Source organism: Streptosporangium sp. NBC_01755 (genome assembly GCF_035917995.1).
Taxonomy (GTDB): Bacteria; Actinomycetota; Actinomycetes; order Streptosporangiales; family Streptosporangiaceae; genus Streptosporangium.
The window spans coordinates 4,392,759-4,418,848 of record NZ_CP109131.1; the positions used below are offsets into that span (position 1 = coordinate 4,392,759).

General features: G+C 69.0%; 23 protein-coding genes. 18 read left to right on the top strand and 5 right to left on the bottom strand.

Annotation, left to right across the window (positions count from 1 at the left end; all coding sequences use genetic code 11):
• Nucleotides 1-24 precede the first annotated feature (24 nt).
• From OG884_RS21200 to OG884_RS21240, 9 genes are all read left to right on the top strand, one after another.
• A complete protein-coding gene (locus OG884_RS21200) occupies nt 25-1,932 on the top strand; it encodes a glycosyltransferase family 2 protein (RefSeq protein ID WP_326635426.1) in 1,908 nt (635 codons plus the stop codon).
• Between the two features lie 134 nt (nt 1,933-2,066).
• Nucleotides 2,067-3,116, top strand: a complete 1,050-nt coding sequence (locus OG884_RS21205; RefSeq protein ID WP_326635428.1) for an energy-coupling factor ABC transporter permease — start codon at nt 2,067-2,069, stop codon at nt 3,114-3,116.
• Entirely contained in the window at nt 3,116-3,880 is a 765-nt protein-coding gene (gene cbiQ, locus OG884_RS21210; protein WP_326635430.1) for a cobalt ECF transporter T component CbiQ, read from the top strand. Before OG884_RS21205 ends, cbiQ begins: the two co-directional genes overlap by 1 nt.
• Nucleotides 3,877-4,617 carry an energy-coupling factor ABC transporter ATP-binding protein gene (locus tag OG884_RS21215; protein WP_326635432.1) on the top strand — a complete coding sequence of 247 codons (741 nt, stop codon included), beginning with the start codon at nt 3,877-3,879 and terminating at the stop codon, nt 4,615-4,617. Before cbiQ ends, OG884_RS21215 begins: the two co-directional genes overlap by 4 nt.
• Nucleotides 4,618-4,722: 105 nt before the next feature.
• On the top strand, nt 4,723-5,061 hold the full coding sequence (locus OG884_RS21220) for an STAS domain-containing protein (RefSeq protein WP_326635434.1): 339 nt from the start codon (nt 4,723-4,725) through the stop codon (nt 5,059-5,061).
• Nucleotides 5,062-5,204: 143 nt separating this feature from the next.
• On the top strand, nt 5,205-5,978 hold the full coding sequence (locus tag OG884_RS21225; RefSeq protein ID WP_326635436.1) for an SDR family NAD(P)-dependent oxidoreductase: 774 nt from the start codon (nt 5,205-5,207) through the stop codon (nt 5,976-5,978).
• Between the two features lie 10 nt (nt 5,979-5,988).
• Nucleotides 5,989-6,753, top strand: coding sequence for a crotonase/enoyl-CoA hydratase family protein (locus OG884_RS21230; RefSeq protein WP_326635438.1), 765 nt, complete (start codon nt 5,989-5,991; stop codon nt 6,751-6,753).
• Between the two features lie 155 nt (nt 6,754-6,908).
• Nucleotides 6,909-7,565 (top strand): rhomboid family intramembrane serine protease, encoded by a 657-nt coding sequence (locus OG884_RS21235; protein ID WP_326635441.1) that lies wholly within the window; start codon nt 6,909-6,911, stop codon nt 7,563-7,565.
• Between the two features lie 497 nt (nt 7,566-8,062).
• Nucleotides 8,063-8,470, top strand: a complete 408-nt coding sequence (locus OG884_RS21240) for a BlaI/MecI/CopY family transcriptional regulator (RefSeq protein ID WP_326635442.1) — start codon at nt 8,063-8,065, stop codon at nt 8,468-8,470.
• Between the two features lie 157 nt (nt 8,471-8,627).
• On the opposite strand, the gene serC is transcribed toward OG884_RS21240, so the two are convergent.
• Together serC and OG884_RS21250 are read right to left on the bottom strand one after the other, a co-directional pair.
• Nucleotides 8,628-9,737, bottom strand: coding sequence for a phosphoserine transaminase (serC, locus tag OG884_RS21245; RefSeq protein ID WP_326635443.1), 1,110 nt, complete (start codon nt 9,735-9,737; stop codon nt 8,628-8,630).
• Nucleotides 9,738-9,939: 202 nt separating this feature from the next.
• Complete coding sequence (locus OG884_RS21250; RefSeq protein WP_326635445.1) at nt 9,940-11,046, bottom strand: citrate synthase 2; 1,107 nt, start codon at nt 11,044-11,046, stop codon at nt 9,940-9,942.
• Between the two features lie 169 nt (nt 11,047-11,215).
• On the opposite strand from OG884_RS21250, the gene pdxH reads away from it, so the two are divergent.
• The 5 genes from pdxH to OG884_RS21275 all read left to right on the top strand — a co-directional run bounded on the left by pdxH (nt 11,216) and on the right by OG884_RS21275 (nt 17,206).
• Nucleotides 11,216-11,869, top strand: coding sequence for a pyridoxamine 5'-phosphate oxidase (pdxH, locus tag OG884_RS21255; RefSeq protein WP_326635446.1), 654 nt, complete (start codon nt 11,216-11,218; stop codon nt 11,867-11,869).
• 56 nt (nt 11,870-11,925) lie between these two features.
• Entirely contained in the window at nt 11,926-13,173 is a 1,248-nt protein-coding gene (locus OG884_RS21260) for an MFS transporter (protein ID WP_326635447.1), read from the top strand.
• 159 nt (nt 13,174-13,332) lie between these two features.
• Entirely contained in the window at nt 13,333-14,037 is a 705-nt protein-coding gene (locus OG884_RS21265; protein WP_326635448.1) for a metal-dependent transcriptional regulator, read from the top strand.
• Between the two features lie 117 nt (nt 14,038-14,154).
• A complete protein-coding gene (locus OG884_RS21270; protein ID WP_326635449.1) occupies nt 14,155-16,380 on the top strand; it encodes an ATP-binding SpoIIE family protein phosphatase in 2,226 nt (741 codons plus the stop codon).
• Between the two features lie 52 nt (nt 16,381-16,432).
• The gene (locus tag OG884_RS21275; protein WP_326635451.1) at nt 16,433-17,206 is read left to right on the top strand and encodes an alpha/beta fold hydrolase; all 774 of its coding nucleotides are present in this window, start codon (nt 16,433-16,435) and stop codon (nt 17,204-17,206) included.
• Between the two features lie 36 nt (nt 17,207-17,242).
• Here the strand turns inward: OG884_RS21275 and OG884_RS21280 are convergent, their stop codons facing one another.
• A complete protein-coding gene (locus tag OG884_RS21280; protein ID WP_169750261.1) occupies nt 17,243-17,404 on the bottom strand; it encodes a hypothetical protein in 162 nt (53 codons plus the stop codon).
• Nucleotides 17,405-17,730: 326 nt separating this feature from the next.
• Between OG884_RS21280 and OG884_RS21285 the strand changes: the two genes are divergently transcribed.
• Nucleotides 17,731-18,024 (top strand): hypothetical protein, encoded by a 294-nt coding sequence (locus OG884_RS21285; RefSeq protein ID WP_326635455.1) that lies wholly within the window; start codon nt 17,731-17,733, stop codon nt 18,022-18,024.
• 87 nt (nt 18,025-18,111) lie between these two features.
• Here OG884_RS21285 and OG884_RS21290 read toward each other — a convergent pair whose 3' ends face one another.
• Entirely contained in the window at nt 18,112-19,257 is a 1,146-nt protein-coding gene (locus OG884_RS21290) for an acyl-CoA dehydrogenase family protein (protein WP_326635456.1), read from the bottom strand.
• Nucleotides 19,258-19,498: 241 nt separating this feature from the next.
• Between OG884_RS21290 and OG884_RS21295 the strand changes: the two genes are divergently transcribed.
• The 3 genes from OG884_RS21295 (at nt 19,499) to OG884_RS21305 (ending at nt 24,741) form a co-directional block, all read left to right on the top strand.
• A complete protein-coding gene (locus tag OG884_RS21295; RefSeq protein ID WP_326635458.1) occupies nt 19,499-20,914 on the top strand; it encodes a hypothetical protein in 1,416 nt (471 codons plus the stop codon).
• A 12-nt stretch (nt 20,915-20,926) separates the two neighbouring features.
• Nucleotides 20,927-21,781: a class F sortase gene (locus OG884_RS21300; RefSeq protein ID WP_326635460.1), complete on the top strand. Its 855-nt coding sequence runs from the start codon at nt 20,927-20,929 to the stop codon at nt 21,779-21,781.
• Nucleotides 21,782-23,514: 1,733 nt separating this feature from the next.
• Nucleotides 23,515-24,741 (top strand): glycerophosphodiester phosphodiesterase family protein, encoded by a 1,227-nt coding sequence (locus tag OG884_RS21305; protein ID WP_326635462.1) that lies wholly within the window; start codon nt 23,515-23,517, stop codon nt 24,739-24,741.
• A 94-nt stretch (nt 24,742-24,835) separates the two neighbouring features.
• Here OG884_RS21305 and OG884_RS21310 read toward each other — a convergent pair whose 3' ends face one another.
• Nucleotides 24,836-26,008 carry a PQQ-dependent sugar dehydrogenase gene (locus OG884_RS21310; protein ID WP_326635464.1) on the bottom strand — a complete coding sequence of 391 codons (1,173 nt, stop codon included), beginning with the start codon at nt 26,006-26,008 and terminating at the stop codon, nt 24,836-24,838.
• Nucleotides 26,009-26,090: the final 82 nt, after the last annotated feature.

Below are 26,090 nucleotides of genomic sequence, written 5' to 3' on the forward strand. Positions count from 1 at the left end.
AAGTGACCGACGAGGGGCGCGGCGGTGGCGGTAACGACTCTTCAGCGAGTCCGCACGGGGCGGGGCGGCTGCGATATCACGCGAGAGGAGGCGATCCGGTCCGACGTCGACGTCACCGTGATCGTCCCCCTGCACAACTGCGGGCCCTATCTCGACAGGTGTCTGACCTCGCTGCTGATCCAGCGCGTCGCCCTGGAGGTGGTGGTGGTCGACGACGGTTCCACCGACGGCGGTGCCGCGCTGCTCGACCTGTACGCCTCCTGCCATCGCGGTGTGATCCGCGTCGTCCGGCAGGAGGCGTCCGGCGGCGCGGGGCGCCCGCGCAACGTCGGTCTCTCCCGCGCTCGCGGCAGGTACGTCTTCTTCTGCGATGCGGACGACTACCTCGGCCCTCAGGCGCTGGAGCGGATGCTCGCGATGGCCGACCGCAACGGTTCGGACATCGTGCTCGGGAAGATCGTCGGTCATGATCGCAAGGTGCCGATCTCGATGTTCAGGGAGAACGCCGAGCGGGTGCCGCTCGGTGACAGCGCGGTCTACAACAGCCTGAGCTGCTTCAAGCTGTTCCGCAGGGAGATGCTGGAGCGGCACGCCATCCGTTTCGACGAGACGCTGCTGGTGGGCGAGGACGTCGTCTTCACCACCCACGCCTACTGCCACGCGAACGTGATCTCGGTGGTCGCCGACTACGACTGCTACCACCTGGTCGCCCGGCCCGACGGCACCAGCATCATGCAGCGGCAGGGGAGTCGCGACCCGGTCTCCTGGCTGCGGATGATCAGGCGGCCGATCGAGTTGATGCTCGCTCACGTGCGGCCGGGAGACCTCCGCGACCACCTCCTGCGGCGCCACTTCCGGATGGATGCCTTCGGCCACCTCGGCGGGCCCTTCCTGGAGGCAGGGGAGGCCGAGCGTAAGGAGATCGCCGCCGAGGTGGCCGACATGTGCGAGCGGTGGCTGACCGACGGGGTCCGCGACCGGCTCCCCGCGATCGATCGGAGCAGGATCGCCGCGCTGGAGGACATCGACCGCCTGGTGCGGCTGGCGCACATCGAGTCGGCCTCGGTCCGCAGAGAGCTCACCGCGCTCCGCTGGGAGCGGGAGGGAAGGCTGGCGATCTCCGGCAAGGTGGCGCTGAGCACGCTGGAGCGGTACGACCGCCCGGAGATCGTCGGCGGAGATCTCGCCCTGGTGCTGCGGCGCCGGCACGCGGGCACCGGTCCCTCGGACGAGGTCGTGGTCCCGGTGACGGGCGACTGTGCGGAGTTCACCGGGGTCGTCGACGTCACCGGTCTGTCCTCCGGCATCTGGGATGTTCACGTGGGTGTCGCCTTCGAGGGCGTTCCCCGGCTCGCACGCCTGGGCTCCGACAGGGACGGGTCGACCGCGCTTCCGGTGCCGCCCGCGCCACGAGTGGTCGGCGACGTCGTCGCCCTGCCGTACTTCACCCGCCCCTACGGCAACCTCAGCCTTGACATCGGCGGTCATGTGGTCGCGGTGCCGGGCAGCGCGAGGCTGGTGCGTGCCCACTGGGTGGCGGGGCACCGGCTGGTGCTCCACGGTGAGGTCACCGTGGGTGCCGCCGCTCCGGCGGCGGACGCGGTGCGGTATCTGGTCTGGCGGGAGCGCGAGTCGAGCCGGGAGCGGCGTGAGCCGGTCACGGTCGGCGAGGACGGCACGTTCACGGCCTGGCAGGCGATGGGCCGGCTGGGTCCCGGTACCTGGGACGCCTACCTGGAGATGGACCTGGGCGGACCACCCGCCCGCTTCAGGATCGAGGCGGTGCCCGAGATGATCGAGCAGCCGCGCACCTGGTGGCGCGGCGCGACCCGGTGGAGTGTCAGGCCCTACGCCACGGCGGGCAAGGGGCGGCTCAGCACCGTGGTCCGCACCCTCGGCCCCCGGACCTTCGTCAGACGCATCGTGTGTTGACGGCGTCTGGGACCGCCGCGAGTCCCGGTGCAATGCGGAAGTCGCCAGACCTTCTCCGGGCGTTAATGCCACTAGCTTGCAAGTACAAGCCCATGGCCTAAAGTGGAGTCAAATCCGCGCTTCGGAGGCTTGTCGTGCACGTACCCGATGGCTTTTTCAACGCGGTGGTGTCGTTGTCGACGGGAGTGGTCGCCGCTGCGGGCGTGGCCGTCTGCCTGCGCGGCGCCCGCCGTGAACTCGACGACCGCACCGCCCCCATGGCAGGCCTGGTCGCCGCCTTCGTGTTCGCCGTCCAGATGCTCAACTTCCCGGTCGCCGCGGGCACGAGCGGCCACCTCCTTGGCGGTGCTCTCGCAGCGATACTCGTCGGTCCGTATACGGCGGTGTTGTGCGTGGCGGTGGTCCTCCTCGTACAGGCGTTCTTCTTCGCCGACGGCGGCCTGACCGCGCTGGGCGTCAACATCACGCTGATGGGCGTCGTCGCCGTACTGGTCGGGTGGGGCGTCTTCCGCCTGATCACCCTGAATGTGCGGGGCAGGGGAGCAGTGGTGGCGGCCTCGTTCGTCGCGGCGCTGCTCTCGGTGCCCGCCACGGCGCTGACTTTCACCCTGCTGTTCTGGATCGGCGGCACCGCGCCCATCGAGATCGGCACGGTCGCCGCGGCCATGGGCGGCGTGCACCTGCTCATCGGCATCGGGGAGGGCCTGATCACCGCGGTCACCGTCAGCACCGTCCTGGCGATCCGGCCCGACCTGGTGTACGGCGCCAGGGAACTCGTCGCGCCGCTGATCCTGCGCGGCGCGGGCGGCGACGTGACCGTCACCTCGGAGTCTCCGGCGTCCCCGGCACCGGTCGCCGCGCGCCGTCCCGGCTGGTTCCTGCCCGCCGGTATCGCGGTGGCGGCGCTGCTGGCGGGCCTGGTCAGCTTCTACGCCTCCTCCTCGCCCGACGGTCTGGAGCGCGTCGCCGAGGACAAGGGCTTCAGCGGACAGGCGGTCGACCACTCGCTGGGTGAGCAGCCGCTCGCCGACTACGGGGACGTGGGTGGCATTCCGGTGGGTGTGGCCGGTCTGATCGGCGTCGGGGTGACCCTCGCCGTCGGCGGCGGGTTGTTCTTCACGGTGCGCCGCCGTGGCGAGAGCGCCGAGGGCGGCGAGGACAGCGACAGGAAGGTCTCCGTCTAGTGGGGGCGGGCCACCACCATCGGCTCCACCGGCCGGGCGACACGCTCGTGCACCGGCTGCCACCCCAGTGCAAGCTGGCGGCGGTGGCCGGGTTCGCCCTGGTTGTGGTCGCCACCCCACGTGAGTGGTTCTGGGCCTTCGGCCTGTACGCCGTGCTCCTGGCCGCGGTCGCGGTGGCCGCGCGTGTCCCGGCGGGATTCCTGCTGCGGCGGATGGTGGTCGAGGTGCCGTTCGTGGTGTTCGCGCTGGCCATCCCGTTCATCGGGTTCGGCGAGCGGGTGACGTTCATGGGGCTCTCGCTCAGTGTCGCCGGTCTGTGGGCCGCCTGGAACATCCTGGCCAAGGCGACCCTGGGCGTGGTCGCGAGCGTGCTGCTCGCGGCCACCACCGAGCCACGGCTGATACTGCTGGGTGCCCAGCGCCTGAGGCTGCCGCCGATGCTGGTGCAGATCGCCATGTTCATGCTCCGCTACATGGACGTGATCCTGGAGGAGATGCGCCGGATGCGGGTGGCCCGGGAGTCGCGCGGGTTCGTGGCCAGGGACGTGCGGCACATCCAGGTGATCGCCAGATCGGCGGGTGCGCTGTTCATCCGCTCGTACGAGCGGGGCGAGCGGGTACACCTGGCCATGCTCAGCCGGGGCTACACCGGCTCGATGCCGGTCATCCAGGATCTGTCCGTCGCGTCGCGGCAGTGGCTCGTCGCCGGTATGTTGCCGGGTGCGGCGCTCGCCGTGCTGCTCGGGAGCTGGGGGGTCGCATGACCGCGCCGCCGCCCTCGTTGGAGGTGAGCCGTCTGGCGTACGCGTACCCGGACGGTACGCAGGCGCTGTTCGGTGTGGACTTCCGGGTGGAGCGCGGTGAGCGGGTCGCGCTGCTCGGGCCGAACGGCGCGGGCAAGACCACGCTGGTGATGCACCTCAACGGCATCCTGACCGCCGGCCACGGCACGGTGGCCGTAGCGGGGCTACCGGTAGGGAAGGGATCACTCAAAGAGATCCGCAGGCGGGTCGGACTGGTCTTCCAGGACCCCGACGACCAGCTCTTCATGCCGAGCGTCCGCGAGGACGTGGCCTTCGGCCCGGCCAACCTGGGGATCACGGGCGAGGAGCTGGAGCGCCGGGTCAAGGACGCGCTGGAGCGCGTGGGCATGCTGGAGACGATCGACCGGCCGCCGCACCACCTGTCCTTCGGCCAGCGCCGCCGGGTCGCGGTGGCGACGGTGCTGGCCATGGAGCCGGAGATCCTGGTGCTCGACGAGCCGTCGTCCAACCTGGACCCGGCCTCCCGCCGAGAGCTCGCCGAGATCCTCAGAGGGCTCGACGTGACGGTCCTGATGGTCACCCACGACCTGCCCTACGCGCTGGAGCTGTGCGAGCGCTCGCTCATCCTCTCCGGGGGAGTCATCGCCGCGGACGGGCCGACCCGCAAGATCCTCGCCGATGCCGACCTGCTCGCCGCCCACCGGCTCGAACTGCCCTACGGTTTCGCGGCCCCCTGACCCCGGGGCGTCTCGGCTGCGACTTCCTGTGAAGGATCGCGCACGACCTCGCGTGCGGTGGTGGCGAAGTAAAGTGGGTTTGCCCTTTGGGCGCGAGGAGGACTGATGAAGCTACGGCTGGCTCGCCGCGCGGTCGGCGACGCCGTGGTGGTGGCTGTCGAGGGCGAACTCGACCTGTTCACCGCTCCCTTCCTGCGAGACGAGGTCCGTGACGCGATCAAGCTGGACGGTGCGCGGCTGGTTCTCGACCTCACCGACCTGTCCTTCATGGACTCCAGCGGGTTGTCGGTGCTGATCGAGGCGTGGCGGCTGGCCACGAGCGGTGGCGGTGGGGTCTGCCTGGCCGCTCCCCAGGCGCCGGTGGCCCGGATCCTCCGCACGACGGGGCTCGACCGGCGGATCAAGGTCTATCCCGACGTGAGCAGTGCCGTCGGAGGGTTCTAGGCTCCGTTCCGTGGATCTTGCCGTGGCGAGGCGTCGTCTGACCGGCCGCGGTGGGCGAAGGGTCCAAGGGGCGGGACCTGGCATCGGAGAGATTTAACCCACCCCAAGTAGAACTTCATTCGGTCGCAGGTTAAAGTCCGCTCATGGACCTGAACGGAGCAGCAGCAATCATCTCGGGCGGTGCCAGCGGCCTTGGCGAGGCCACGGCTCGCGACCTCGCCGCGCACGGCGCCACCGTCGTCATCGCCGACCTCAACGAGGAGCGCGGCAAGTCCCTTGCCGACGAACTCGGCGGCGTCTTCGTCAAGACCGACGTGTCGGACGAGACGCAGGTACAGGCGGCCGTGGACGCGGCCGTGGCGACCGGCAAGCCGCTGCGCGTCGTGGTGAACAGCGCGGGCATCGGCTGGGCCAGCCGGACCGTGGGTCGCGACGGCTCTCCCCATGACCTGGCCTCCTACCGCAAGGTCATCGAGGTCAACCTGATCGGCACCTTCAACCTCATGCGCATCGGTGCCGCGGCGGTCGCGAAGACGGAGCCGGTCGACGCGGACGGCCAGCGCGGAGTTGTGATCAACACCGCCTCGGTGGCGGCGCTGGAGGGGCAGACCGGCCAGGTCGCCTACTCGGCGTCCAAGGGTGGCATCGTCGGCATGACCGTCCCGGCCGCGCGCGACCTCGCCGCCGTCGGCATCCGGGTCAACACCGTCTGCCCGGGCATCATCGACACCCCGATCTACGGCTTCGCGGCCAACGCCGAGGAGTTCAAGGCCAAGCTCGTGGCCCCGGTGGTCTTCCCCAAGCGGATGGGACTGGCCTCGGAGTTCGCGCAGCTGGTCCGCTCGCTGATCGAGAACGACTACATGAACGCCGAGACGATCCGTTTCGACGGCGGTATCCGCTTCCAGCCCAAGTAGGAGTCATCCGGTGTCTGACGAGGTTCTGGTCGAAGTGGACGGCGGCGTGGCCGTCATCACGATCAACCGGCCCAAGGCCAGGAACGCCATCAACGGCGCGGTCGCCCGGGGCGTCGCCGCCGCGCTGGACGAGTTGGAGGAGCGCAAGGACGTGGCCGCCTACGTCCTCACCGGCGCCGGTGGCACGTTCTGCTCGGGCATGGATCTGAAGGGCTTCCTGGCCGGGGACATCCCGGTCGTGGAGGGCAGGGGATTCGGCGGCATGGCCGAGGTGCCGCCGAAGAAGCCGCTCATCGCCGCCGTCGAGGGCTACGCCCTGGCCGGAGGCTGCGAGCTGGCGCTGGCCTGCGACATCATCATCGCCTCTGAGGGGGCCAAGTTCGGGCTGCCCGAGCCAAAGCGAGGCCTGATCGCGGGGGCCGGCGGCGTGATGCGGCTGCCGCGGCGTATCCCGTACCACATCGCCATGGAGATCGCCCTGACCGGCGACCACTTCCCGGCCTCCCGGCTGTACGAGGTCGGCCTGGTCAACCACATCACGCCCGTGGGTGAGGCGCTGGCCAAGGCCGTCGAGCTCGCGAGGAAGATCGCCGCCAACGCCCCGATGGCGCTCGCCGCGACCAAGCGTGTGATCGTCGAGTCCGCGGACTGGAGCCTCGACGAGATGTTCGAGAAGCAGGGCGAGATCATCAGCCCGGTGTTCGGTTCCAAGGACGCCATGGAGGGCGCGGCGGCCTTCGCCGAGAAGCGCGCCCCCCAGTGGAAGGGTGAGTAGACCCCCTTCGGATTCCGGAGGGGATTCGCCGGCCGGGTGTGATCGATGGATCACACCCGGCGCGTTCATGGCCGGGAGTGCGTACGGTAAAGGTGTGGGCAGGTGCGGCGGGGGCACTTGACGCCCACGACACCGCTCCAAGGCCAGGAGAGTGAATGAACGACCACGCGACCGGGATGACCCCCACCGGCCGATCCTCCGGCGACCTCCTGAAGCGCAGGGCGGGAAACCTGGCGGCGGGCGCGCTGGGCGCCGCGATCGTCAACGTCCTCCTGGTCGGCGTCATGTGGGTGGTCGAGATCGTCGACTACGTGCTGCCGGGAGAGGGAACGCTCGACGCCTACGGCATCTGGTCCTGGGTCCCGGAAAGTCTGGGCGGCATCCTGCTCGCCCCCTTCCTGCACGGCGGCTTCGGCCACCTGATGGCCAACTCGCTGCCCCTGCTGATCCTCGGCTTCCTCGCCGCGCTGCGCGGGATCGGCCGCTTCCTGGCCGCCAGCCTGATCATCGTCCTGGTCAGCGGCCTGGGCATCTGGTTCGTCAACGAGCCGAGGGTCCTCACGGTCGGTGCCAGCGGCCTGGTCTTCGGTTACTTCGGCTTCGTCGTCGCCCGGGGCCTGTTCGACCGCCGCGTCCTCGACATCGTGATCGGCGTCGGAGTGGCGATCACCTACTACTCGATCATCTGGGGAGTGCTCCCCGGCGAGGCGGGCATCTCCTGGCAGGGGCACCTGTTCGGCCTGATCGGCGGCGTCATCGCGGCCTGGGTGGTGCGCCGTAGGCGTCACCGGGGCCTCTCCCCCGCCTACTGAGGCTCCGGGCCTCTCCCCCGCCTACTGAGGCTCCGGGCCTCTTCTCTGCCTACTGAGGCTCCGGGCCTCTTCTCTGCCTACTGAGGCTCCGCGCCTTTTCGCCGCCGTCCTGCCCGCCGACCGGGCTTCGCCCTCCGCGCCACGTGGGCTCACCGCTCTCGCGGCGGCCTTCCAGGCCGGCTCTTAGGTGGTTCGCCCCGAGATGGTTGCTGTGCGGGGCTGTAAGGGCTCTGTAAGGCTTTGTGGTGCTACTGGAATGTCCGAGGCTGGATTGGGTCGTGTGCGACCTTCAGGATCGAATGGGGGCGATCTGGAGCACGATCTATTAACTGGAGCACGATCTATTAAGAGGGTCGATATTTACCAGCTATGGCCGCATCGATGGATTTAAGTAACAATATGACCAAATTTCATGTGTGACCCTGCCTGGCCGCGTGCCCGTACATGTTCTCCAGGGCCATTCGTAGCCGGGCGCGACCCTCGAAAGGTGGCCGCGGGTGAACCTGGGATCCCTGGAACGCGCGATCATGGACGTGCTGTGGGGCTGCAAGCAACCACTGCTGGTCCGCCAGGTGCAGGACATGCTGAACCAGGACGCGGAACGGAGCCTGGCCTACACCACGGTGCAGACCGTCGCCGAGCGTCTCGTCAGGAAGGGCCTGCTGGAGAGGGCACCCGTGCGTAACGCCTTCCGCTACACCGCCAGCCGTTCCCGGGACGAGCATGTGGCGGGGCTGATGCTCGCGGCCCTGGCGGGTAGCCCCGACCGGGCTCCCGTGCTCTCGCGGTTCGCGGAGGGAGTGGATCCGGACGACGCCCTGCGCCTGCTGCACGAACTGGCCCGGCGCGCGGGGGAGCAGGCGCACACCCCGGGCGCGGACGTGCCCCCGAGTTCCCTGACCTAGATCTCCGACCCCGAGTTCCCTGACCTGGATCTCTGCCCTGGATCTCCGGCCCCGAGTTCCCTGACCTGGATCCCCGCTCCCGCGCGGGAGTGGGGATCTCACCGGATGAGGCCCGGCGGTGCCGGGTACCAAGCCCGGAACCGCCGCAGGAGCGGGACTACAGACGCTCGACCACGTAGTCGACGCAGGTGGTCAGGGCCTCGACGTCGTCGGGGTCGACGGCCGGGAACATCGCCACGCGCAGCTGGTTGCGGCCGAGCTTGCGGTAGGGCTCGGTGTCGACGATGCCGTTGGCGCGCAGGATCTTGGCGATCGCGGCGGCGTCGACGTCATCGGAGAAGTCGATCGTGCCGACCACGTTGGAGCGGAACTCCGGACCTGCGAACGGGGTGGTGTAGGAGGTCTTCTCCGCCCAGGTGTAGAGGCGCCGGGCCGACTCGGCGGTGCGGGCGGTCGTCCAGGCCAGGCCGCCGTTGCCGTTCATCCACTCGATCTGCTCGGCGAGCAGGAAGAGCGTGGCGACCGACGGGGTGTTGTACGTCTGGTCCTTGGAGGAGTTGTCGACGGCCACCGGCAGGCTGAAGAAATCGGGGACGTAGCGCCCGCTTGAGGCGACCTCATCGACCCTGGCCAGCGCGGCCGGGGACATCAGGGCGATCCAGAGGCCGCCGTCGGAGGCGAAGCTCTTCTGCGGGGCGAAGTAGTAGACGTCGAACTCGCTCGCCTCGACCGGCAGGCCGCCGGCGCCGGAGGTGGCGTCGACGAGCACGAGCGAGCCCTCCTCGCCCACGCGCCTGATCGGCATCGCGACGCCGGTCGAGGTCTCGTTGTGGGTGAGCGCGTAGACGTCGACGCCCTCCTCCAGCCTGGCCTCGGGGTGGCTGCCGACCTCCGACTTGATCACGGTCGGGTCGCCCAGCCACGGGGCCTTGGCCGCCACGGAGGCGAACTTGGAGGAGAACTCGCCGAAGTTCAGGTGCTGCGACCTGTCACGGATCAGCCCGAAGGCGGCGATGTCCCAGAACGCGGTGGTGCCGCCGTTGCCCAGGACGACCTCGTACCCCTCAGGGAGGGAGAACAGCTCGGACAGCCCCGCGCGGACGCGCCCGACGAGCGACTTGACCGGCTTCTGGCGGTGCGAGGTGCCCAGGAGGCTGGAACCGGAGGCCGCGAGAGCCGAGAGCTGCTCGGGGCGCACCTTCGAGGGCCCGCAGCCGAAACGGCCGTCGGCGGGCTTGATGTCAGAGGGAATCACGATGTCAGCCACATGACCAGCCTACTGAGCCCGCAGATCGATCCAGGACGAGGTCCGGATTTTGAGACGAGACGTGGGATGGTTTTGGGCCTAGTGGGGTGATCACGGGGCGGGAACCCGGAAGGAGAGCGGGGCAGAGGGCCTCGAAGGGCCGGGAACGGCTGTCGCGCGAGACACCCACGCGACAGCCGTATGAGACGGGAACTCGGAAGGGTCAGAAGGAGTGGACGGCCTCGGTGGCGCCTGGGACGTCGTGGACCGAGCGCTGAGGGGGACCTACATAGTCGGCGCTGGGGCGGACAAGCCTGCCCGTGCGCTTCTGCTCCAGGATGTGGGCGGCCCAGCCCGCGGTGCGGGCGCAGGTGAACATCGAGGTGAACATGGATGAGGGAACCTGGGCGAAGTCCAGGATGACCGCGGCCCAGTACTCGACGTTGGTGGCGAGCACCCGGTCGGGCTTGCGGGCGTGCAGCTCCTCCAGCGCGGCCTTCTCCAGCGCCGCGGCGACCTCGTAACGCGGTGCGTCGAGTTCCTTGGCGGTGCGGCGGAGCACCCGTGCCCTGGGGTCCTCGGCACGGTAGACGCGATGACCGAAGCCCATGAGGCGCTGGCCCTTGTCGAGTTCCGACTGCACGTACTTCTTTGCGTCGCCGACCTGCTCGACGCCCTCGATCATGTGCAGCACGCGCGCGGGCGCACCGCCGTGAAGCGGCCCGGACATGGCGCCGACCGCACCGCTCAGCGCCGCGGCGACATCGGCTCCGGTGGAGGCGATGACCCGGGCGGTGAAGGTGGAGGCGTTCATGCCGTGCTCGGCGGCGGACGTCCAGTAGGCGTCGATGGCCTTGACGTGCCTGGGGTCGGGTTCGCCCTGCCAGCGGATCATGAACCGCTCGACGATGCTCTCGCCCTTGTCGACCTCGCTCTGGGGGACCATCGGCCTTCCCAGGCCGCGCGAGGACTGGGCGACGAAGCTCAGGGCCGTGACGCTGGCCTGCGCCAGGTTGGCGCGGGCCTCATCGTCGTCGATGTCGAGCAGCGGCTTGAAACCGTACGCGGGGGCCAGCATGGCCAGCGCACTCTGCACGTCGACGCGGATGTCACCTGAGTGGACAGGAATGGGGAAAGGCTCGGCCGGGGACAGACCCGGCTGGAACTTGTTGTCGACAAGCAGGCCCCACACGTGTCCGAAGGAGACACGGCCGACCAGCTCTTCGATGTCAACGCCCCGGTAGCGGAGGGCGCCCCCTTCTTTGTCCGGTTCCGCGATCTCCGTCTCGAAAGCTACTACGCCTTCGAGCCCGGGTTTGAAGTCGGACATTTTCGGCTGCCTCCCTTTCTTGAAGTCAAAGCCTTGATGTCGAGATACCGGCGGGTCATATTCAACCCCCTGAGCTGAGGCGGTGTGCCGCCGGACCCGCCAAAGCGCGATCGCCGCAGGTGGGGGGCGCTGCGCGGGCTTCCAGCTCGGCACGCGAGAATACCTTCCCGTGGATGCCGCATCGCGACCGCCCTCGATGGAGGGACTTCGCCGCACGTACCAGGGGCTGCCTCTCCTTGAGGCGGACCTCGCCCCCGACCCCGTGTCGCAGTTCGCCGCCTGGTTCGGCGACGCCGTGGACGCCGGGCTTCCAGAGCCGAACGCGACAGTGCTGGCGACCGCCTCGGCGGGTGGCCGGCCGACTGCCAGAACCGTGCTGCTCAAGGGCTACGACGAGAACGGGTTCGTCTTCTACACCAACTACGAGTCGCGCAAGGGCCGTGACATGGCGGAGAACCCGAGGGCCGCCCTGCTGTTCCCCTGGCACTCCATCCGCCGCCAGGTGCGGGTGGAGGGGGCGGTGGTACGGCTGCCGCGCGAGGAGTCGGCCGTCTACTTCAGATCCCGGCCCTACGGGTCGAGGATCGGCGCCTGGGCATCGCGGCAGTCCGCGGTCGTGCACTCCAGGGACGAGTTGGACGCCCGCTACGAGGAGCTGTCGGAGCGCTGGCCGGAGGATCCGCCGGTTCCGGACTTCTGGGGTGGGCTGCGCGTGGTGCCGGCCGAGGTGGAGTTCTGGCAGGGCCGTACCGACCGCATGCATGACCGCCTCCGTTACCGGCGCTCCGGCGCCGGCTGGATCGTCGAACGCCTGGCTCCATGACACCCTGCCCGCTCTTTGCTGATATATCCACGTATGTCCGGTAGCGAGGGAGCGGTGTGAGGTTCGGAAATTTCGTCCGTAGGCACGCGGCCGACACACGCCCGCTCGGCATCCCCGCCTACCGGCGACTCTGGGCCGGTCAGGGTGTGTCGTTCATCGGCTTCCAGCTCACCTCGGTGGCCGTCAGCGCCCAGATCTACGACATCACGGAGTCGTCCTTCTGGGTCGGCATGCTCGGCCCCGCCAACCTGATCCCCCTGATCGTCTTCGGGCTCTGGGGCGGCGCGATCGCCGATGCCGTCGACCGGCGCAGGCTCCTCATCATCGGTGCGCTGATCGCCTGGTCGGGGACGCTCGCACTCCTGGTCCAGGCAGCCCTCGGGTCGACGAGCATCGGCCTGTTGCTGGCCACCGTGGCCCTGCACGCCACAGGGTTCGCCATCACGGGCCCGACCAGGGGCGCCATCATCCCCAGGCTGGTCCCGGCCGATCTGGTTCCGGCGGCCAACACCCTCAACTTCCTGGTGGGCGGCCTCGGCACCGTCGTCGGGCCGTTGATCGGCGGGGTCGTGCTCGCCCAGAGCGGCTTCGCCGCCGCCTACCTGATCGACGCGCTGCTGTTCGGCGCGGGCTTCTACGCCGCGGTGAGACTGCCGAGACTCGAACCGATCGGCGAGGTGACACGCCCAGGCCTGCGGTCGGTCGTGGACGGCCTGCGCTACGTCTGCGGACACCCGGTCGTGCTGATGTCGTTCGTCGTCGATCTCATCGCCATGGCGTTCGCGCTGCCCAGGGCACTGTTCCCCGAGGTCGTGGCCGAGAGGTTCGGCGGATCACTGGTCGCGTTCGGCTGGCTGTCGGCCAGCATCGCCATCGGCTCGGTGCTCGGCGGGGTGCTGTCGGGCTGGGTGGGGCGGGTCCGGCGTCAGGGGGTGGCGCTCACGTACGTGATCGCCGCCTGGGGACTCACCGTCGCCGCGGCCGGACTCGCCGACCAGTTGTGGCTGATGGTCGCGCTGCTCGCGTTCGGCGGGGCCGCCGATCTGGTCTCCGCGGTGTGGCGGCAGACGATCCTGCAGACCCACGCGCCGGACGACATGCGAGGGAGGATGCAGGGCGTCTTCATGGTGGTGGTCGCCGGGGGTCCCAGGCTGGGGGACCTCCGGGCCGGGGCCACCGCCTCGTGGTTCGGGGCCACGGGGGCCTGGGTGGGCGGCGGGATCGTCTGCGCGGTGGCCGTGGTCGCGGTGGGGCTGGCCGTCCCGGCCTTCAGAAATTATCGCCCGCTCGCGAGCAGTGTTTGAGTAGTTAGGGAAGGATTTGGTGGCCCCCGGTGTTGCCGTCCTTTGCCATCGAGAGCCGTTCTCCCAATAGGGTCGTGTCTTCGAACTCCGAAGGTCCCGCGCCGCCCTCCCGGGAACACCGCGCGATGGACGTAGCATCGAGAGAGGACGGGAGGAACCTTGACCGCACACGGCCTGATCGACACAACTGAGATGTACCTTCGTACGATCTTCGAGCTGGAGGAGGAGGGCATCGTCCCCCTGCGCGCGCGAATCGCGGAGCGGCTCCAGCAGAGCGGTCCCACAGTCAGCCAGACGGTCGCCAGGATGGAGCGCGACGGCCTGGTCCGCGTCGAGGGCGACCGGCACCTGACCATGACCGACCTGGGACGCACTCTCGCGACCCGTGTCATGCGCAAGCACCGTCTCGCCGAGTGTCTGCTCACCCAGGTCATCGGCCTGCCCTGGGAAGAGGTGCACGTCGAGGCGTGCCGCTGGGAACACGTCATGTCCGAGTCGGTGGAGGCGCGGCTGGTCCGCCTGCTCAACAATCCCACGGAGGATCCGCACGGCAATCCGATCCCCGGCCTCGAGGAACTCGGCGTCGCGGGCCTTCCCGACGGGCGGCTGGAGTCGCTACCGTCGATGGCCGCGATGGCCGGACCCAGAGATATACCCGTTGTCGTGCGGCGAATTAGCGAACAAGTGCAAAGCGATCCGGCTGTGATGCTTAAACTCAAGCAAGTTGGGATACAACCCGGACGCGAGGTAACGCTCGCGGTGAGTGACGACGGTGTGCGGGTGACAGGTGACGACGAGGCGGGCAGTTTTCTTGCGGATCTCCCGCGAGAGATTGCCGCGCACGTTTTCGTCTCCATACGCTGACCGGGGCCCCTTAGCTCGGTTGGATCCCGTTCGGGAGTCCCTCCGCTCCCAGGCCGAGACTGCAGGAGCAACCGTGGTTCGCTTTGCACACACCCGCCCCCGAGGGGCGGTCACCGGATGAAGCGGTGGGGGGATGTTTCCCAGGATGCCGCTGATCACCTTACGGCTGGCTCCGTCCTAGATCATGCTGAGATGGCGGTGGTGGTCACCGACAGGTTCAGCAACCTGCTCTACTGGAACCCTTTCGCGGAAAGGCTTTTCGGGCGCCCGGGCACATCGGGGCCCCGTGACCGGTCCCTCTCCCTGGGCATCATGGAGAAGGATCATCCGCTGGCCGTCGAGCTCTCCAAACACGTCCTCAAGGGCGGCGTCTGGGAGGGCACGTTCGACGTCAGGCGCGGTGACGGGACGATCATCTACGTGCGGGCCCAGGCCGTGCCGCTGCGGCACCCCTCGGGAGCGGTGACGGGCATCGTCATCACCGCTCGCGAGGCGATGCGCAGCAACGAGCGGGAGAAGGACCGCTTCGGCCTGCTGGAGCGGATCGGCGAGCGCCTCGCCGGATCGCTCTACGTCGAGGAGACGCTCAAGCGCGTCGCCGAGATGCTCGTCCCGCAGTTCGCCGATCACTGCTTCATCGAGCTGATGGAGGAGGGGCGGCTGACCCGCAGGGTCTCCACACACGTCCAGGGCTGGAGCCCGCCGCCCAACACCTGGGCGCCGATCGGGGCGGAGATCCGCTACCCGGCGGGACATTACGCCGACATCGCGCTGCGCCGCCAGGAGACGATCCTCGTCGAGGACTTCTCCCAGACCAACTATCCCAGCCCCGGTGAGGCCAACACCCGCCTGGCCGCCGAGATCGGCATGACCTCGGCCATCGTGGCGCCGCTCTGCGTGCGAGGTGAGATCCTCGGGCTGATGTACCTGGGGCTGTCCAACCTGACCGACCGGCGTAGCCCGCACTACGACGCCTTCGACCGTGACTTCGTGGGGGCGATCGCCACCAGGGTCGCGCTCGCCGTCGACAACGCGCTGCTGTTCGAGGAGGAACGGCACACCGCGGAGTCCTTCCAGAAGCACCTGCTTCCCCGCGCGCTGCCGCAGCTCGACGGACTGGAGATCGCGGTCCGCTACTTTCCCGCCGCCCCCCTGGCCAGCCACGGGCAGGGCATCCAGACCCAGGTCGGCGGCGACTGGTACGACGTCATCCCGCTCTCGGCGGGCCGGGTCGGCATCGTCATCGGCGACGTCGAGGGCCGGGGCGCCAAGGCCGCGGCGGTCATGGGGCAGCTGCGGGCGGCCCTGCGGGCCTTCGCCCAGGACGACAAGCCGCCCGCGGAGATCCTCGCCAGGCTCGACGAGTGGACGCGCATCATCGCCACCCCGGAGCAGGACGAGAGCGGCACCGACATCAGCGTCCCGCCCATCGTCACCTGCCAGTACCTGGTGTACGACGCCTGGTCGCGGCAGCTGTCGTTCGCCAACGCCGGTCACGCCCCCCCACTTCTGCTCATCGGCGACACCTGCACCGAACTCGACATCCGTGAGGTCGGCCAGCCGCTGGGGGTCCGTGCCAAGGGCATGCACGCGGACCTGGTCTACAAGGAGGAGACGCGGAAGCTGCCCCCGGGGGCGGCGCTGCTCCTCTACACCGACGGGCTCGTCGACCGCCGCCCCATCCGCGACGCCGACGGCAGGCCGCCCAACGTCGAGGAGACGCTGGGGAAGCTCTGCGAGAGACTCATCGAGATCAGTGACAGCTCCGTCGAGCGCATCGCCGACGCCGCCACCGTCGCGGTGCCCGGCGAGATCGACGATGACATGGCCATCCTCGTGCTCAGGTCCGCCCCCGAGGACCTGGCCGTCGAGGAGCGCACCTTCCCGGCCCAGCCGATCATGGTGGGTGAGGCACGCCGGATGGCCTCGGAGGCGTTCGTCGGCTGGAACGTCCCCGAGGAGCGCGCCGAGCTCGCCTGCCTGCTGGTCTCCGAGGTCGTCACCAACGTCGTGCTGCACGCCGCCAGCGCCAGCATCCCGCGCAGGGAGCTGACGATGGACGGTCCTCCGCTGTCGTTCGACGAGTCCTGGGACATCCCCGGCTTCGAGGACGAGATCATCAACGAGAAGGAGTTCACGCTCCGGTTGCGCCGGGGCGGGGAGTCCGTCTGGGTCGAGGTCTTCGACCAGGACCTCCGGCTGCCGCGCATCCGTAGCGCGGGGGAGAACGACGAGGGCGGACGGGGCCTCTATCTCGTCGACCAGCTCGCCAAGCGCTGGGGTTCCCGACCTACGAAGGAGGGCAAGGCCGTCTGGTTCGAGATCCCCACCAGATCGCGCTGAGCGACACGCGGCAGAGCTGGAACAGGTGCCCGATCGGTGGTTGACTCGGAGCATGGAGCTGGCGTTCGAACGGCGTGGGACGGGCTCGCCCCTGGTCCTGCTGCACGGCATCGGGCATCACTGGCAGGCATGGTTGCCGGTGCTCGACCGGCTCGCCGCCGAGCGAGACGTGATCGCCGTTGACTTTCCCGGCTTCGGCGTCTCACCACCGTTGCCGTCCGGCACGCCGTACACGGCCGAAAGCCTGGCGGACGCGATCGAGTCCTTCTGCGGGGTGCTCGGCCTGCGCGACCCGCATGTGGCGGGAAACTCACTGGGCGGTTACGTCGCCCTCGAACTGGCCGCGCGTTCCGTGGTCCGCTCGGCCACCGCGCTCTCTCCCGCCGGGTTCTGGAACCGCAGTGAGCTCGCATACCTGCGAGTCGTCCTACGGGCCATCGGGACCTTCGCCCGCGGACTTTCCCCTGAACGGGCGCTCGCTCTCGCGGAGGACCCGCTGGGCCGCGTTCTCTCCGCGGGCCTCCTGGTCGCCCATCCCACCCGGCTCTCCCCGGAGGCGCTGCTCGCCGCTCTCCAGGCGCTCAAGGACGCCTCGGGGTTCGACGAGACCCTCGCCTCGTTCGCGGGACTGATGCCTCCCGCGCCGCCGAAGGTGCCGGTCACGATCGCCTGGGGCGAGCACGACCGGCTGCTCCCGCGCAGGCAGGCGGTAAGGGCCGCCAGATGGTCGGGGCAGCGGGTGAAACTGCTCAAGGGGTGCGGGCACGTGCCGATGACCGACGATCCCGAGTTGGTCGCGCGTGTGCTGCTGGAGGCATCCGCGTAGGGCGGGGTTTCCCGGTGTCCCGCCGGGGCACGCGCTCTAACGGAAGCTCTGCCCCCAGATGGCCAGCATCGCGATGACGAACACCACCATGACACCGGCGTACGCGACAGGGCCGAGCCGGAAGGCGCGCCGTACCCGATTCAGGCCCCAGGCGAACAGGAACGCCAGGAAGATCAGCAGAATCAGCCCGCTGTCCATCGTCACCCCCTCGGAGAAGTCTCCGTTGACCAGTATGCGGCGGCGGAGCCGTTTTCGCGGTGGGTAAACGCGATCCGGAACCCGTGAGATCGTTACGTTTTGTGAAAAGGACATCGAAGGTAACGCGTGCCCTGCTGATGGCAGCCCTGGCCGTAGGCCTCTCCGCATGTTCGAGTGGAGGGGGCGGGTCGGACGCATCGGCGACCGCGACCGTTACCGTTACCGCGACCCCTTCCGCTGAGGTTTCCCCGCCCCCGCCTGCGTCGTCTTCCCCCTCTCCGTCCGCTTCCGCGCCCCTGGAGGAACCTCCCACAGCGGCGCCGTCAGTGAACGTGCCGGGGGGCAGGGGCATCGATGACACGACGCGGGGGCGGATCGCCCTGCGGGAAGCGGACACGATCACGGTGACCTCCGGCAGTGACCAGGGGGTGAAAGCCCTCCTCGTGCCCTACACGGTCGTGCTCGACGCACAGGGTCTGATCTGCAGGGAGGGGAAGGCTCCGCACACCTGCTCCGTGGAGCAGCTACGGAAGGCTCTCGGCAAGGGCGACGTCCTCCTTGCCAAAGTGACGATCAAGGACGGGGTGGCCGTCCAGATCCAGGAGATCACCCAGGGGTGACGGCACCGGCCGGCCGATCACGGGAGACCGCTGTCTCGTCGTCGCGAGGACGGCGGTTCTCCCGTTTGGCGGTCAGGCCATGTCGCGTCAGAAGCCGAATGAGCGGCCGATGATCTCTTTCATGATCTCGGTGGTGCCGCCGTAGATGGTCTGGACACGGCTGTCGACCCAGGCCTTGGCCACGGGGTACTCCATCATGTAGCCGTAGCCGCCGTGCAGTTGCAGGCAGCGGTCGATGGCCTTGGTCTGCAGCTCCGTGGTCCACCACTTCGCCTTGGCGGCGTCCACAGCGGTGAGTTCCCCGGCGTTGAGGGCTCGGATGCACTTGTCCACGTAGTGACGGGCGATCTCCACCTCGGTGTCCAGCTCCGCCAGGACGAACCTGGTGTTCTGGAAACCACCGATGTTGCGGCCGAAGGCCGTGCGGCTCTTGCAGTACTCGATGGTCGCCCGCAGGACCGTCTCCGCCGCCGCCACCGCCATTACCGCGATCGACAGGCGCTCCTGCGGCAGGTTGGCCATGAGCTGGAAGAAGCCCTGTCCCTCCTGTGGCCCCAGCAGGTTGGCCGCGGGAACCCGGACGTTGTCGAAGAACAGCTCCGCCGTGTCCTGGGCGTGCATGCCGATCTTCTCCAGGTTGCGGCCCCGGCTGAAGCCCTCCATGCCCCGTTCGACGACCAGCAGCGAGATCCCGCGGGCGCCCGCCCCCGGGTCGGTCTTCGTGACCGCGACGACCAGGTCGGAGTTGATGCCGTTGGTGATGAAGGTCTTCTGGCCGTTGACCACGTAGTGGTCGTCCTCGCGGACGGCGGTCGTCCGGATGCCCTGCAGGTCGCTACCTGCGCCGGGCTCGCTCATCGCGATCGCGGTGATGAGCTCGCCACTGGTGAACCCGGGCAGCCAGCGGGCCTTCTGCTCGTCGTTGGTGAGGTCCACGAAGTACGGCGCCATGACGTCGTTGTGCAGCGAGTACCCCAGGCCGGTCGCGCCTATCGCGATGATCTCCTCGACGATCACGGCGTTGTAGCGGAAGTCGGTGATCCCCGCCCCGCCGAACTCCTCGGGCACTCCGAAACCGAACATGCCGATCTCTCCGGCCTTCTTCCACACCTCGCGGGGGACGATGCCGTCCTTCTCCCACTGGGCGTGATGGGGCGCCACCTCACGGGCCAGGAACTCGCGTACTGTCTCGCGGAAGAGCCGGTGCTCCTCTTCGAAGAGGTCTCGCTGCATTGTGTGCCTCCTAGGGGTCCGTGACACAGAATACAATTCTGTTACTTTGGGGTACACCTGATTGGGCGCCGCCGGTACGGCTTGCGGTGGTTTGTGGATGTACATCCAGATCACAAGTGCGCCACGGTCTCCGTACGTACCCGATATCTCGCTGCGCCGAAGATGGTTGAAACCGTACGATCTACCCTCGGTGTGCTATGGCTATGCCCGTTGACGGCAGCCTTTGTGATCGGAGTGTGTGGTGGTTCGGTGGCGATCTGGGCTCCGTAGATCTCTCGCGGTTTCGGCCCTGTGCCTTGTCGGCGGCGCGCTGGTCGCGCTGCCCTCCGAAGCGGCCGATGCCGGCATCGCCGAACTCGTGGTCGACTACGCGTGCACCGGAGGGGTCGCGCTGAACAACAGCACGGTCAACCTCCGGACGAAGGTGTCGATCCCCACCACGATCAAGGTCGGCGAGCCGCTCAACATCGGCTGGAAGCTCGGCTACAAGCAGGATCCGACCCGGTTCGGTTCACCCGACTTCTTCGCCCCCGGGAGCAAGGTCCTGGTCACCGGGAACGCCCAGCTCTCCGGCAGCTGGGTCGGTGTCCTGCAGCCGAAGGGCAGCCTGGACCAGGCCAATCAGCTCCAGCCGGGCAGCATCCTGAGGCTTCCCGAGGGGATCTCTGATTCCGCCCACATCGACCGGGTCGGGACGCTCAAGGTCAGCCCCAGGAAGTTGTTCGTGGACTTCATACCGCCGGCCGGCGAGGTCATGGTCAACGACGACGACCCGCGGGTGAGCTACCATGCGGCGGCCGACTGGACGTACCTGGGCAGCGAGCTTCTGAGCATCGGCGACTACGGCCGCGACCTCCACCGTACAGACAAGGTGAACTCCTGGGCCTCCTTCACGTTCACCGGCACCGGGATCGAGTACGTCGCCCGGCGCAGCAATGAAGCGGGGAAGGTCGGGTTCAGGATCGACGGCCAGGACGCCACACCGTCCTTCGTCGACGCCTCGAAGAATCCCGACGGCACGCAGACGAACGCCGCCCACGAGGGTGGGCTCACGCTGTGGAGGTTCAACGGCCTCAAGTACGGCGAGCACACCATCGAGGTCAAGAACCTGGAGAACGGCAAGTGGGCGCAGCTCGACGCCTTCCGGGTGATCACCAGGGAGCTGCAGAACCCGCCGAACGAGTACCGGGCCACCTGCTCGCTCGTCAGCGCGCCGGTCTCGGTGGACGTCACGATCTCCGCGGTGGGCGGGTCCCAGTCGCCCAACCCGACGGGCACGGGGACCGGGTCGCCGAACCCCACGGTCACGCCGACGACGCCGACCGCCACTCCCACCAACACCCACACCGGTACGTCGACCCCCACCCACACCGGCACGACGTCTCCTCCGGCGAACGGGGTCAACAGCACGACCACCTCGACGCCGAAGCCGACCCTGACCGTGACCGCCACCGTCACCCCCACCCGGCCCACGCCCGTCGCGCCACAGGTGATCATCACGCCCAGCGGTGGGGCTCAGACCGGTGAGGCGCCGGCAGGAGGCTTCGGGCTGGGGCTTCTCGGCGCGGGAACGGTGATGGTGACCGGTAGCGCGCTGGGCGGTGTGGCCTTGATGAGGCGGCGGGCGGCACACGCGCGTGGCCAGAGGGATAGCTGAAGGAGACGCCGGATGTACCAAGGACCTGCGCAGGGCGGTCCCGACCCCTACCACGGCGGCGGCTCAGCGGCCAAGCCCAAGGGAAACATGCTGATGGCCGGGCTTCTCGTGGCCGGGTCGCTCGGCGGAGTGGCCGCGATCATGGCGGGGCTGCTCGCGTACCTCTCACCGGCGCCGGAGGATCCGGGCTATGGGCTGTCCGAGCCGCAGGCGGCGGTCAGCAGCTTTCAGGCACAGCCGGGCGCGCAGCCGGGTACCGGGGAGCAGGTCGCCGACCAGCAGCCCGCGGGAGTGCTGCCGTCATCGGTGGGGCCGGGCGGACTGGACGTCCCGCTGACGGCCGCCGCGCCCACGGCGCCGCCGCCGCTGCCGGTGGTCCAGCCTCCGGCGCCGTTGAAGAGCAACGGTGTGAAGCCCCGGCGGCTGGCCATCCCGAAGATCGGCGTGCTGGCCCCGCTGATGGCGCTCGGTGTCGACTCCAAGCGGGAGATCCAGACGCCCCCGCTGAGCAAGCCCAACCAGGCGGGCTGGTACAAGCACGGTCCGATCCCCGGGCAGCAGGGACCTTCGGTGGTTCTCGGGCACGTGAACACCCGGAGCGGGGCAGCCGTCTTCAGCCGGCTGAAGGAGATCAAGCGCGGGGACAAGATCAAGGTCTCCCGGACGGACGGGACCCTCGTGGAGTTCACGGTCGACGGTGTGGAACAGGTCAGCAAGGCGGCCTTCCCGTCGAAGCGGGTCTACGGCAACACCGGCGAGGCGACCCTGCGCCTGATCACCTGCGGCGGTGTCTACAACAGGAAGACCGGCCACTACACCGACAACATCATCGTCTACGCGACCCTGTCGAAGACCCGTCGCGCCTGAATGCGGTGTCCGGCCGCCGTACTCGCTGAACCGGCATATCGCGGCCTCTCCGGTACCCGCCTCCGATCGTTAGCCTCCCCGGCAATCCGGGTAGGGAGTTGTTTGTACGAAGTGGCCCCCCCGAATGATCAGAAGGCGGGGGTGTGCCCAGATGAGCATCGTGCGGGCCGGTGTCGTGGCCGTACTCATAGGGGTGGCCGCCCTCGGCGCCGTCCAGCATTCGAAGCCGGCGCACGAGCGGTCCACGAGTTGGGGTGCCCACCGGTCCGCGAACTCGGGGGCGAAGCACGCCGGAGGTTGGACGATCAAACGGCTGCGTTCGGGGAACGGACGAACGGCCACGCGCTCTGAGTCGAGAATCGAACGCGGGGGGAACTGGGGGTTCGGGCGACCGAGGCGTTGGGATACCGGGCGCCACAAGGCGCGGGAGTTCGGGCGGCGGGGTCACGCGGCGGGGCGTCACGGGGCTCGCTGGTCCGGGTGGCGGGGGCGGGGCGGCGAACGCGATGGGGGGCGGGGGTTCGGGCGGTCAGATGACCCCGATCCCGGGCGATATGAGGACTACAGATTCAGTCGGCCGGGTTCAGACGCGGAGCGCGGTGAGGGTTGGGGGTTCGGACGGTCAGATGATCTGAGGTCCGGGCGGTATGAGGAGCGTGGGTTCGGGCGGCGGGGTGTTGAGGGTGGAGGGTATGGCGACCGTGGGTTCGGACGGTCAGATGATCTGAGGTCCGGGCGGTATGAGGACCGTGGGTTCGGGCGGCGGGGTGTAGAGGGTGGAGGGTATGGCGACCGTGGGTTCGGGCGGCGGGGTTCCGAAGCCGGGCGGCACGGGGGGCGTGGATTCGGGCGGCGGGGTCAGGAGGCTCGGCGACACGGGGATCGGTGGTTCGAGCGGCAGGCGCGGGCGAGGCACGGTGGGCACCACAGACACAGACACAGACACAGGCACGGGCCGCCGGGCCGGGCGGGCTGGTAACGGCCTGGCCTGTCATTTGAAGTCGGCGTGATACCGATCGTCGATCGCGCTCGGTGTGACGCCGGTCGGCCGTATGAGAGCCGTATGAGATCGGCAAGGGGACCTGAGGCAGGTGCCGGAGCCTGAGGCTTGCATGGGGCCTGAAGTCGGATCTGAGACCTGCATGAGGTCTGAGGTCGGACTGAGGCCCGCATGAGGTCCGAGCTGGATCTGAGGCCCGTATGGGGTCCGAGGCTGGATCTGAGGCCCGTATGGGGTCCGAGGCTGGATCTGAGGCCCGTATGGGGTCCGAGGCTGGATCTGAGGCCCGTATGGGGTCCGAGGCTGGATCTGAGGCCTGCATGAGATCTGAGGTCGACGCGGTGGGCGGCCGCGAGCTGAATCGACGCGCCGGTGATGACGTCCCGGGAGATGTCGAGACGTGAACCGAGTGATCAGCCACTCATTCTTTCTCCGTGGAATACCGCACGCCTTCTCCGTGGAATACGGCACGCGCTGGGTCGCGTCACAGCGGGCACCGCACTTGAGCACGTCCCACTGGGGCCGTCGTCACGCCGGTCGCGGTGATGTCGGCTGCGCCGAGGGGGCGTGATGCCGACGCCGCTGGGGGAAATTTCAGATTATTTCCGGAGAAATTCGCGCAACGCGATCCCAATGGGGAATCGCTTCTGATCGTTAATCACCTGTCCGGTCCGGGTATAGGCGTTTATGTGAATGTGTCCCCCCTCTGACCTAGAGCGAGGGGTGTACGCAGGTGAGCAAGGCGCGGGCCGGTGTGCTGGCCGTACTCATAGGAATGGCCGTGATCGGCACCCTCCATCACGAGGATTCGACGGGTACGCGATCCGCGAGCCCCACGGCTGAACGGTCCGGCGACTCGGTGCCCAAACGGCTCACGGATTCCACGGCCGAACGGTCTGTGGACTCTGTGGCCGAGCGTCAGGCGAGCCCGGCGGTCAAGCCGTCCGCGCGTCGCGAGGGCGAGCCGATCATCATCGCGCATCGCGGGGCCAGCGCCTTCCGGCCCGAGCACACGCTTCTCTCCTACACGGTCGCCATCTCGATGGGCGCCGACTACATCGAGCCCGACCTCGTCTCGACCAAGGACCATGTGCTGGTCGCCCGGCACGAAAACGAGCTCTCGGCGACCACCGACGTCGCGAGGCATCCCGAGTTCGCCGACCGCAGGACTTCCAAAGTCATAAACGGCATCCGGCACACGGGCTGGTTCACCGAGGACTTCACCCTTGCGGAACTGCACACCCTCCGTGCCAGGGAGCGCTTCCCCGTGCAGCGGCGGGGCAACACCGCCTACGACGGAATGGAGAGAATCCCGACATTCGACGAGGTGGTCCAGCTCGCGCAGAAGCACGGTGTGGGCGTCTACGCCGAGACCAAGTTCCCCACCTACTTCGCCTCGATCGGGCTGCCGCTGGAGGAGCCGCTGCTGGAGACCTTGCAGAAGTACGGCTGGGACGACGAGCGGGACCCGGCCTTCATTCAGTCCTTCGAGACCGGGAACCTCAAGCGGTTGCATCCCCTCACGCGGCTCCGGCTCATCCAGTTCATCGGAGCGAACGGCGCCCCGTACGATCATGTGCGGGCCGGTGATCCGGATACCTACGACGACATGGTCACCACGGAGGGCCTGCGGAAGATCGCCGGGTACGCCGACGGCATCGGCCTGGTCACGAAGCGGATCGGTCCCCGCGATCCCGGCGGTTTCGAGAGCAGGCCGGTGTCACCCGCCACGCTCGTCAGGAACGCCCAGGGAGAAGGGCTCCTGGTCCACGCCACGACGGTTCGCAAACTCGCCGTACGGCTCCGGGCGGACCTCAGGGGCGACAGCTCCGGCGGGCGCGCCGACGAGGAGGTACGGAAGTGGCTGAGGCGCCTGTACCGGCTCAACCTGGACGGGGTGATCGCCGACGACCCCGGTATGGCGCGTACCGTACGGGGCCGGCTGCAGGCCGGGGGCTGACCGTGCCCGTCCATACGGGGCCGGCTGCAGGCCGGGGGCTGACCGTGCCCGTCGAGGCCACCCGGCTCCGCGGCGGTCGCGGCCAGGGGGAACGTCACTCCGTCTCGGCCCTGGCCGGATAGCGCAGGATCCGGTCGTCGCCCTCGCGCACGTCACCGCGTCCGTCGGTGTTGGACGTGGTCAGCCAGAGCGCCCCGTCCGGTGCCACGGCGACCGTGCGCAGGCGGCCGTACCGGCCGAGTAGTTCGGCCCGAGGTTCGCCGGTCCTCCCGTCCCGCAGGGGCACCGTCCACAGACGTTCCCCGCGTAGCGCCGCCACATACAGTGTGTTCCCGGCGATGGCGGCACCGGAGGGGGAGGCCTCGCTCGTGGGCCACGTGACCAGCGGGTTGGTGAACTTACCGCCGTGCGTGTCGCCCTTGCCCTCCACCTCCGGCCAGCCGTAGTTGTGGCCGGGCTCGATCAGGTTGACCTCGTCCAGCGCGTTCTGTCCGAACTCGGTGGCGAACAGCCGCCCTCGTTCGTCCCACGCCAGCCCCTGGACGTTGCGATGGCCGAGGCTGTAGACCGGCGAGCCCGGCACCGGGTTGCCGGGGGCGGGCCTGCCATCCGGCGTCAGCCGGAGGATCTTCCCGTTCGGCAGGCGCGGATCCTGCGACGAGTCCCGCTGCCCCGCGTCTCCGGTGCCGGCGTACAGCATGCCGTCCGGTCCGAACGCGATGCGGCCGCCGTCGTGGAAGGAGGCCCTGGCGATGCCGTCGAACAGCACCTGGGGCGTGGCGTCGCCGAGGCGGAAGCGCACGATCCGGTTGTCGGAGGAGGTGGTGAGGTAGGCGTACACGTAACGGTTCCTGGCATAGCCGGGTGACACGGCGAGCCCCAGCAGACCGCCCTCGCCGCTCGCGGCCACGCCGGGCACCCGGTAGACCTCGCGCGGCCGCCCGCCGCGTCCGGGGACCTGGAGCACCCGGCCGCTGTCGCGCTCGGCGACGAGCGCGTCGCCATCCGGAAGAAACGCCAGCCCCCAGGGCACCTCGATCCCGCTGGCCACTTCCCTGCCCGCCTGGAGGTCCGGCACCCCGTCCGGCACCCCGCCTGGCACCTCGCTCGAAACCGGGCTCGGGGTCTCGCCGACGGCTCCGCTCCCGGGGGTCGCCGACGCCGCCCTCGGGGGAGCCGACCCCTCGGCGGCCGGGTCGTTGGCGCAGGCGGCCAGCACGGCCATCAGTCCGGCGGCCACCGCGATCCGGCCCGCGTTCTTCCTCATGGTCACCCCTTCTGCGGCCGAGCGTTCCTGGACGGGTACTCCGGGGCCGGGTCAGCCCCGGCGTGCTCGACCACTGTGCCCC

Coding starts and splice junctions, on each gene's coding strand:
- OG884_RS21215 (WP_326635432.1), top strand. CDS start 3,877: ATGACCGCGCCGCCGCCCTCGTTGGAGGTGAGCCGTCTGGCGTACGCG.
- OG884_RS21220 (WP_326635434.1), top strand. CDS start 4,723: ATGAAGCTACGGCTGGCTCGCCGCGCGGTCGGCGACGCCGTGGTGGTG.
- OG884_RS21225 (WP_326635436.1), top strand. CDS start 5,205: ATGGACCTGAACGGAGCAGCAGCAATCATCTCGGGCGGTGCCAGCGGC.
- OG884_RS21235 (WP_326635441.1), top strand. CDS start 6,909: ATGAACGACCACGCGACCGGGATGACCCCCACCGGCCGATCCTCCGGC.
- OG884_RS21250 (WP_326635445.1), bottom strand. CDS start 11,046: ATGTCCGACTTCAAACCCGGGCTCGAAGGCGTAGTAGCTTTCGAGACG.
- OG884_RS21270 (WP_326635449.1), top strand. CDS start 14,155: ATGAAGCGGTGGGGGGATGTTTCCCAGGATGCCGCTGATCACCTTACG.
- OG884_RS21275 (WP_326635451.1), top strand. CDS start 16,433: ATGGAGCTGGCGTTCGAACGGCGTGGGACGGGCTCGCCCCTGGTCCTG.
- OG884_RS21280 (WP_169750261.1), bottom strand. CDS start 17,404: ATGGACAGCGGGCTGATTCTGCTGATCTTCCTGGCGTTCCTGTTCGCC.
- OG884_RS21290 (WP_326635456.1), bottom strand. CDS start 19,257: ATGCAGCGAGACCTCTTCGAAGAGGAGCACCGGCTCTTCCGCGAGACA.
- OG884_RS21300 (WP_326635460.1), top strand. CDS start 20,927: ATGTACCAAGGACCTGCGCAGGGCGGTCCCGACCCCTACCACGGCGGC.
- OG884_RS21310 (WP_326635464.1), bottom strand. CDS start 26,008: ATGAGGAAGAACGCGGGCCGGATCGCGGTGGCCGCCGGACTGATGGCC.